Origin of the sequence: Pseudoalteromonas sp. S2755, from assembly GCF_005886535.1 — a bacterium.
Classification (GTDB): Bacteria; Pseudomonadota; Gammaproteobacteria; order Enterobacterales; family Alteromonadaceae; genus Pseudoalteromonas.
In genome coordinates this window covers 1-1,873 of record NZ_PNDS01000007.1, presented here as the reverse complement: position 1 = coordinate 1,873, position 1,873 = coordinate 1, and the positions used below count along the sequence as shown (strand labels likewise).

Annotated in this window: 1 protein-coding gene and 2 pseudogenes; all 3 read right to left on the bottom strand. The window is 40.2% G+C overall.

Annotated features, from left to right (window positions below):
• A pseudogene (locus tag CWC03_RS01770) lies at window positions 1–451 on the bottom strand (hypothetical protein); the annotation flags it as partial.
• 51 nt (window positions 452–502) lie between these two features.
• Window positions 503–1,462: a hypothetical protein gene (locus CWC03_RS01765; RefSeq protein ID WP_138580341.1), complete on the bottom strand. Its 960-nt coding sequence runs from the start codon at window positions 1,460–1,462 to the stop codon at window positions 503–505.
• A 50-nt stretch (window positions 1,463–1,512) separates the two neighbouring features.
• A pseudogene (locus tag CWC03_RS01760) lies at window positions 1,513–1,873 on the bottom strand (hypothetical protein); the annotation flags it as partial.

The window sequence follows — 1,873 nt, the reverse complement described above, 5'->3', positions numbered from 1 at the left end:
CGTCTGTCATACTTACCCCTAACAGACAAATCCCAATGATAGGGCCTAATACCAACCCATGTAGCCTAATAGACCATAATCCCGGTGAGCGCGGTACGGAAACAACCCTACCATCGCATTGGCTAGGGTAACTTACGCCACTAAAGTCGTCTCTCGGCGCGAATCTGTCTTTACAGGGTTTTGCTTCTTTAAATTTACAACCATTTAGTTCTTCAGCCTTGGCTAGTCGTTCCTCATAGCTTAAGTTATGGAGATGGTCTTTTGTTTGTTCTTCATAAAAAATACCACTACGACGATAACTTGTCTCTCTAGCCAAGTATGCATCTCTTTGTGCTTTCTTTTCTTTTTCTTCTTCAGTTGCTTCTTCTCGATAATATCGCTCTCTTTCCTTCGCTTTATTTGCCAAATAGCTATCCAGCTCTTCTTCAGTCATCTCTTCAATCTTTTTCATCAACAACTCCTTTTAGCTGACTACTAGAAAGCACTTGTAATGATTAACGCCCTACCACACTTCCATACGATTAATTTGGCAGTCGTCGGCATCAAAGTACTTTTTCATCACCTCTGGAAATGGACCGTTAAAGTGGGCATTCTTATCGAGCTTATAGTGATACTCCATGATTTCGTAGTAATATTCTTCTATCGGTTGGGTAATATCCATAAACCGATTTATCTGAGCCCAATCGGTTAGGTTCCCGCCATCACCAAGCCCAATCGCGTGGCCAAACCAAAACTTTTCTGGATACTTTCTACAACTTAGATAACCTGTTTGGAACGAGCCGCCACCTCTTGCACTTTTCACCTCAACGCCCACCACATATTCAAGGTCTTCTATTGGGATATAAAATGGTTTTCTAAACAAGGTGTAAGGCGTTCGCACCAACCCAGTGTGACGATTAAACTCTATGTTATCAATAAACCGTAAAGCGTCAGAAAATCTAAACAATAATAAAGGTGTGACGAAAAGACCTGCCAAACTCAAGTATAAATAGTCTACTGGAAATGCATCAACCAGTGTCAATACAATCAACATAAATCCCGCAATTGCTGACAATATGGTGATTACCATTCTAAAAAGTATTAGGCTTGGGTGACGAACTACCGCAACTTTTTCACCGTCACAATTCCAAGCGCCAAAAAGGCGTGTAGGGCCATCAAAATCGTCTCTCGGCGCAAACGCGTCTTTGCAGGGTTTTGCATCTTTAAACTTACAACCGTTTAATTCCTCAGCCTTGGTTAGTCGCTCCTTATAGCTTAAGTTATGGAGATGGTCTTTTGATAGTTCTTCATAATAAGAATCATTAAGACAATAACTAACCCTTCGATCTATATATTCCTCTTTTTTTGCTTCTCTTTTCTCTTCTTCCGTTGCTTCCTCTCGGTAATATCGCTCTCTCTCCTTTGCTTTATTTGCCAAATAGCTATCTAACTCTTCCTGAGTCATCTCTTCAATCTTTTTCATCAACAACTCCTTTTAGCTGACTACTATAAAGCACTTGTAATGATTAACCCCTACCACACTTCCATGCGATTAATTTGGCAGTTATCTGCATCAAAGTACTTTTTCATCACCTCTGGAAATGGACCATTGCCGTGAGCATTCCTATTCTTTTTAAACGTATACTCCATAGCTTTATAATAATATCGGTTGATTGGTTGAGTAATATCCATAAACCTATTCATTTGTGACCAATCGTGAGTATCGCCACCTCCCGCAATACCAATACGATTTCCAAACCAATAGTGCTCGGGGTATTTTCTACAACTTAAGTAACCCGTTTGCATCGATGCGCTACCTCGCATATTTTTTACTTCTGGACCGACGACATACTCTAAGTCTTCTATTGGGATATAAAATGGCTTTCTGAATAAG

Coding starts and splice junctions, on each gene's coding strand:
- CWC03_RS01765 (WP_138580341.1), bottom strand. CDS start 1,462: ATGAAAAAGATTGAAGAGATGACTCAGGAAGAGTTAGATAGCTATTTG.